General features: G+C 69.0%; 3 protein-coding genes. 2 read left to right on the forward strand and 1 reads right to left on the reverse strand.

Annotated elements, in window-relative coordinates; genetic code table 11:
- Positions 1-1,691 (forward strand): CehA/McbA family metallohydrolase (locus tag ACIRDX_RS18730; RefSeq protein ID WP_396626961.1); only part of this gene is annotated, 1,691 nt, incomplete at its 5' end.
- 165 nt (positions 1,692-1,856) lie between these two features.
- Here the strand turns inward: ACIRDX_RS18730 and ACIRDX_RS18735 are convergent.
- Complete coding sequence (locus ACIRDX_RS18735) at positions 1,857-5,144, reverse strand: TonB-dependent receptor domain-containing protein (protein WP_396626962.1); 3,288 nt, start codon at positions 5,142-5,144, stop codon at positions 1,857-1,859.
- Positions 5,145-5,348: 204 nt separating this feature from the next.
- Here ACIRDX_RS18735 and ACIRDX_RS18740 point away from each other — a divergent pair, with 204 nt between their 5' ends.
- On the forward strand, positions 5,349-7,067 hold the full coding sequence (locus ACIRDX_RS18740) for a hypothetical protein (protein WP_396626963.1): 1,719 nt from the start codon (positions 5,349-5,351) through the stop codon (positions 7,065-7,067).
- Positions 7,068-7,219 lie beyond the last annotated feature (152 nt).

Below are 7,219 nucleotides of genomic sequence, written 5' to 3' on the forward strand. Positions count from 1 at the left end.
TGCGGATGGAAGCCGACCTCGTGCACGCGCTCGCCGTGCCGACCGGGGCTCTCGCCGACGGCGCCAACACGCTCACCATCACGTCGAAGACGCCCACCGACGACGTCGTGATCCACAGTGTCCGCCTGGCACCGGCGTCACGCGCCGCGCTGCTCGGGTCGGCGTCGCTGCGCGTCCGCGTGAACGGCGAGGACGGGCAGCCGCTCCCGGCGCGCGTGACGATCGTCGATGCCGACAACGCACTCGCGGCGCTGATGGCGTTGCCCGACTCCAGGCAGGCCGTGCGCCCGGGCGTGGCGTACGTCGGCGAGGACGCGGGCCACGTCGGCCTGCAGCCGGGGACGTATCGCGTGCGCGCCACCCGCGGGCCGGAGTTCGGCATGCACGAGGTCACGGTGTCGGTCGGTGCAGGCCAGACGCGCGACGTCGCGCTGCGGCTGTCGCGGCAGGTCGCGACGGGCGGCTGGGTCGCCGCAGACACGCACATCCACACGCTCGAGGTGAGCGGCCACGGCGATGCGTCACTCGCGGAGCGGGCCCTCACGCTGGCCGGCGAGGGCATCGAGCTGGCGATCGCGACCGAGCACGATCGGCCGACCGACTACGCCCCTGCGCTGGCGTCGATGGGCGTCTCACGCTTCGTGACATCGATCGTCGGCAACGAGGTCACGACGAAGACCGGCCACTTCAACGTGTTCCCTGCCGCCGCGCGGGCCGATGCCGCGGTGGCCGTGCTCAACCATCCCCACGACACGCACAGCACGTTCACGCCGTTCTCACGCGCCCACTTCAACAGCGCGACCGGTGCGAGCCGCGACCTCCCGCAGGCCTTCACCGCCATGGAGGTCGTCAACTCCGGCGCCATGCGGTCGGACTGGCTGGAGCCCGTCCGCAGCTGGTTCGCGCTGCTCAATCGCGGCCTCCGCATCACGCCCATCGGCGCCAGCGACTCCCACGACGTCAGCCGCTTCATCGTCGGCCAGGGACGCACCTACGTCCGCGCCGCGGATGGCGACGCCGGCCGGGTGCCGATCGACGAGGCCGCGGCGAGCCTGCGCGCGGGGCGCGTCGTGGTGAGCCTCGGACTGTTCGCGGAGGCGCGCATCGGCACGGCTGGTCCGGGCGACCTCGTGCGCGCGGAAGGGGCCAAGGACGTCGACGTGCGGGTGTCGGGCGCGACGTGGACGCGCGCCAATCGCGTCGCGCTCTGGGTGAACGGTGTCGAGGCCGCGCAGCAGTCCATCGGGGAGGCTGCGGGCGCGCGGGTGCGAAAGGCCTCGCTGCGCTGGCCGCTGCCCCGCCGGCGCCATGATTACTTCGTGGTGGTGGTCGCGCAGGGACCGGGCGTCACCGATCCCTCATGGGCCATCCCGACGCCGTACCAGCCCACGACGCCGGCCTGGCGTCCCGTGGTGTTCAGCCTCACGGCCCCCATTTACGTGGATGCCGACGGTGATGGCGTGTTCTCGTCGGCACGTGAGTACGCGAGCCGGCTCGTCGAGTCCCACGGCGCGTCCCTGCCCGCGCTCTTCAGGGCACTCGCCGACCATGACGCCGTGGTCTCGTCGCACGTCGCCGAGCTGCTCGAGGCGCGTGGCGTGGACGTCGACGGTCCGGAGGCGCGGGCGATGCTCGCAACGGCCGCCGCCCCGGTGCGCCAGGGCATCGCGCGGTATCTCGCCGCGAAGTGATGCGGTGAGGCCGGCCCCTTGCCCTTTTGCCCTTTTGCCCTTGGCCCTTCGCCCTTCGCCCTTCCTGCATCGCGGCATCGCAGCATCGCGGAATTACCCGAAAACGAGAAGAGCCCGGCTCCCCATCTGGAGAGCCGGGCTCTGTTCGTTTACTGAAGCGTCAGCCTAGAAGGCGAAGCGGAGGCCGAGCTGGATGATGCGCGGCGCGTCGTACGAGCCGGCGCCCACCCACTGCATGAACGTCGGGCTGTTGATGCCCGTGTCCGGGTTGAGGTAGCGCGTGTGGTTCAGCACGTTGGACGCCTGCGCGCGGAACTCCATGCGGTAGCGGCCGATCGGGATGTTCTTGAACAGCGAGAAGTCGAGGTTCCACACGCCGGGTCCGCGGAAGGCGTTGCGGCCGGAGTTGCCCCACTGCAGGCCCGTCGGGTTGGTGAGGACCGACGTGTCGATCCACTTCACGTCGCGGCTCGGGTCGTTGATGTAGTTCAGGTCGCCGCTCTGGTTGGCCGTGATGGCACCCGCGCCCGGCGCGAGCAGCTGCGGGTTGTTGCCGCCGATGGTGAACGGCGTGCCCGAGAAGGCCGAGAAGATGCCGTTGATCTGCCAGTCCTTGACGATGTACGCGAGGATGTTGTTGCTCTCGCGCATGAAGGGCAGCTCGTACACGAACGCCATCTGGAGGATGTGGGTGCGGTCGTAGCCGGCGCGCGCGTAGTTGCGGTCGTACTGGCTCGGGATGTTCCACGTCATGCCCGTCCACCCATCGTCGTCGGTCTCGTTCATCGCCTTGCTCCAGGTGTACGCGCCCTTGAGCAGGAGGCCGTTCTTGAACGGACGATTCACCGCCACCTGCAGCGAGTGGTACTTGCTACCCGTCCACGCACCCCAGTCGAGGATGTTGGCGTTGCCGGCCTGCGCGAAGAACCGACGGCCGGCGTTGCCCGTGCCCGGCTCGGCGTAGTTCAGGTTGATGTCGGCGTAGCCGCCGTTGTTCTGCGTGCCGACGTACGCGACGCTGGTCACGATGTCGAGGGGCAGGCGCCGCTCGAACGTGACGTTCCACTGGTGCAGCGTGGCGCGGTCGACGTTGCCCGGGTTCGGCGTGCGCATGTCGACGCCGCTCGGGAGGCGGGTGCTGCCCGTGCTCAGGTCGGGCTGGGCGATGGGCGGGATGCCCTGCTCGAGCGTGCCGATGAAGTTGAAGCCCGCGGCCGAGTTGCTGTAGGCGACGGTGGCCGGGTAGAAGCCGCGGAGCGGGCGCGACCACGGCATCGGGTTGATGGTGATGCCGTAGCCGGTGCGGAACACGGTGTTGTCGTCGATGCGGTAGGCGAGGCCGAGGCGCGGGGCCACGTAGACCGGCTTGCCGCTCACGCCGACGTCGTTGGGGTTGCCGCCGCGGCCGCCGATGAGGACGTTCCAGGTGGCGAAGTCGAGGCGCTCGATGCCGCGGTCGGCGCGGGTCATCGTCGGGTACATCTCGAAGCGCAGGCCACCGTTGAGGGTGAGCTTGTCGTTCACCTGCCAGCGGTCACGGATGTAGATCCCGTGCTGCCACTCGCGCGTCGTCATCTCCTCGGCCTGCAGGCTCTTGCCGATCGTGGCCGGGAGGCCGAGCAGGAAGGATCCGTAGCTGTTGAAGCCGCCGATCGGCTGGTAGCCGGGCGCGCCCGTCACGTTGCCGCCGAAGGAGAATGCGCCGCGCGGCCCCGAGCCGATCTCGGGCTGCCAGTGGTTCATCTCGAGCTTGTTGAAGTCGTAGCCGACGCGCAGTTCGTGCCGACCGGCGACCTTGGTGAGCGCCTGCGAGAACGAGTAGACCGACGTCGTGTAGAAGTAGGGGTTCCACGACGAGAAGTTGCCGACGGCGCTCAGGCCCGTGTTGATCTGCGGCTGGCCGGACTGGCGGATGTCGGGGCCGTTGGTGCCCGGGATGCCCCAGATGTCGGTGCCCCAGTTGGTACCGTAGTCGGGCGACAGGCCTTCCTGCTCGTTGTAGGTCACGCCGAAGTTGCCGTCGAGGATGAGCGTCGGCGACAGCGTCCACGTGTGGCCGATCACCGGCGCGTTGACCTTGGTCGGCGCGGGCGCCACCTGGTCGAAGCCGATCTGGAAGCGATCCTGCACGTCGGCGTCGAGGTAGGACAGCTTGCCCCAGATCTGGTGCGCGCTCGAGCGGTTGAACGACACCTTGACGTCGTAGTTGTTGCGGTCGAACGTCGGCGCACGCGTGATGACGTAGTCGTCGGCGATACGGTTGCCGTTCAGGTCGCCCGCGTTCGGGAGCGGGTAGGTCTCCTGAATCCTCCGGGCGATCGAGCTGATGCGATTGGCCGGGATGACGGCGCCCGGGAACAGCGCGCGGCCGTTACCGCTGGCGTCGCCGGTGAGCGGGTCGTAGAGGCGGAAGTTCGGGAAGGCCGCCAGCACCTCGCTGAAGTCGCCGTTGCGCATCCGCGCCGTCGGGACAGCGAACGTCTCCTGGAACCCGCGCTCCTCGTAGAACTTCTCGTACGACCCGAAGTAGAACAGGCGGTTCTTGACGATCGGGCCACCGAGCGTGCCGCCCCAGATCCGGTTCTCGACCTTGGGCTTGGCCAGCCGGTTGGCGTTGTTGAAGAACGTGTTGGCGTTCCAGTCGTCGCGGTTGTTGAAGAAGAACGCCGAACCCTTCAGGTTGTTGGTGCCCGACTTGGTCACCACCGCCACCGCGGCGCCGCCGGCCATGCCCGTATCGGCGTCGAAGTTGTTGGTCACGATGTTGACGGTGTCGACCGTCTCGGCCGAGGCCACCATGCCGGCGTGGTGCGGCAGCCAGATGTTGATGCTGGCCGCGCCGTCGATGCGCGTGCTGTTGTTGTTCCGGTTCACGCCGTTGACGTTGACGCTCAGCGAGCGCTGCGGCGTCGAGCCCTGCGAGTTCTGGAACGCGCCGGGCGTCGCACCGGGCACCAGGTTCATCAGCGCCTGGTAGTTGCGGAACTGGTTCAGCGGCAGGTCCGTGATCTCCTTGGGCTGCAACTGGACGCTCACGTCGGCCTTGTCCGTCTTCAGGAGCGCGGCCTCGGTGGTCACCGTGATGGACTCGGTGAGGTCACCAATCTCCAGCGTCGCGTTCACGCGCAGGATGTTGCCGGCCGCCAGCGGGATGGCCGTCTGCGTGAAGTTCTTGAAGCCCTGCAGCGCGGCGCTGAGCTTGTAGTTGCCGGGGGCGAGGTTGCGGATGGTGTACGCGCCCTCGGCGTCCGACACGGTATCGACGGTCAGGCCGGTGCCCTCGTTGGTGGCCGTCACGGTCGCGCCCGGAATGGCGGCGCCCGTCTTGTCGACCACCGAGCCCGTCAACGTGCCATACAGCGTTTGCGCGCCGACCGCCGGCGCAAGGACCAGCCAGGTACAGGCCACCAGGGCCAGGGTGAACGCGGCGTGCAATGAACGGGCAAGCTTCAAGTGGGCCTCCGTAAAGGGTGGCCGGACGAGCACGCGACAACGGGAAGGAGCCCCAGCGGAATCGTCGTGCGGACGATCGACGGGGCTGTCGCGGCTCACCGGATGCCGCTTAGCATGAAGCAGAATCGCCACGAGTCAAGAGGCAACTGCGGCCCCCAAAGCCGCCCTTCTGCAGACATAAGGCACACGCGAGAGGCCGCGACTTTGACCCACGACGAACCAAACCACACACGCCCCCGCCACCTCGTCTGGACGAGCACGGTCCTCCTCGTCCTCACCCTCGCCGCCCTCGGCGTCTCCGCGGCCCCCGACGACGAGGCCCGCGCGGCCGCCAACGGCCGGCTGGCCACCCGTGCCCTCGTGGAGAGCCAGCGCGTGATGCAGGGGTGGCTCGCCCGGCGCGACGCCGTCAGCGGCCTGCTGCCCCATCGCGGCGTGTTCCTCGGCAGCCAGCCCGATCCGAGTTGGGTCGTGGCCAATACCGCGGCCGATCTCTATCCCTTCATGGTGATGGCTGCCCGGCTCACCGAGCCGGCTGCCTACCACGGCACGATGCTCGACATCCTCCGCCAGGAGACGCTGCGCACCACCCGCGTCGGCCGGCTGTCCGACGATGTGAAGGCCGGCAACGGCGGGTTCCTCCGGCCGTCCGTCGACATGGACGCCATCATCTTCGGCTCGAGCGAGTACATGAAGGATGGCCTGATCCCGCTCACCGAGCTGTTCGGCGACACCCCGTGGTACCACCGGATGGAAGGCATCGCGACCGACATCGTCGCCCAGGCGCCCTACCAGACCTCGCGCGGACGGCTCCCCGCCAGGACGACCGAGATCAACGGCAACATGCTGCAGGTGCTGTCGCGCCTGTACCACCGCACCGGCAACCCCGCGTACCTGGCCCAGGTACTCGCCATCGCCGACTTCTACTTCCTCGACATGCTGCCGACCACGGGCGGGCTGCCCGCGGACCGGTGGGACGTCGCGGCGCGCAAGCCGCTGACCACGCGGTTCGTGCTCTCGGACCACGGCAACGAGATCGTCGGCGGCCTGGCCGAGGCGTTCGTGCTGGCCTCGCACGCACGCCCCGACAAGGCCGCGCAGTACCGGCCGGCCTTCATCGGCATGATCGATCGGCTGCTCGCCGTCGGCCTGAACGGCGACGGGCTGTGGCACCACGACATCGACATCGTGACGGGACAGCCCATCGCGCCGCGCCACGCCCACTGCTGGGGGTACATGTTCAACGCCGTGTACACCGCGTACATGGCCACGGGCGAGCCGCGCTTCAAGGCGGCCGTCGATCGCGCCCTGGCGACGGTCACCGAGAAGCCCGACTACCTGTTCGACACGACGCCGCCGGTCGCGTGGTGGAGCGCCGACTCGTACTCGGACGCCATCGAATCGGCCCTCGTGCTGATGAACCGCGTGCCGCAGGAAGGACTGCCCGCCCGGATCGACGAGGCCACTCGCCAGATGCTCGACCGCGTGCGCCCCGACGGCATCGTCGAGGACTGGCACGGCGACGGCAACGTGATCCGGACGGCGCTGATGTACGCGATGTGGAAGTCGCAGGGCGCCCGCCTCGAGCCATGGAACCGGCGCGTGCACCTCGGAGCCGTGCGTGAGGGCGACCGCGCGCTGTTCAGCGTGACGGCGGAGGCTCCATGGAGCGGTGTGGTGCGCCTCGACCATCCGCGCCACCGCGACCACCTGCACCTGCCGATCAACTACCCGCGCCTGAACGAGTGGCCCGAGTGGTTCACCGTGGAGCACGACCGGCGGTACCTGCTGACGGTCGGGTCGGCGGCGCCCGTCGAGCGACTCGGCGCGGAACTGGTGCAGGGTGTGCCGCTGTCACTGAAGGCCGGCGAGACGGTCCGCCTCACCGTCGCTGACGGCGGCGCGGCGCCGTACGGGAAGTAGGAACAGGGTCCAGGGTTCGGGGTTCAGGGTTCGGGACTCAGGGCTCAGCGCTCAGAGAGCACGTGAGGGATCGGCATGCCCTCTGAGCCTTGAGCCCTGAGCCTTGAGCCTGAGCCGTTCGACGTTGCCGAGTATGATGCGCCCCTCGGAGG

Source organism: Luteitalea sp. (assembly GCF_044337415.1).
GTDB lineage: Bacteria > Acidobacteriota > Vicinamibacteria > Vicinamibacterales > Vicinamibacteraceae > Luteitalea.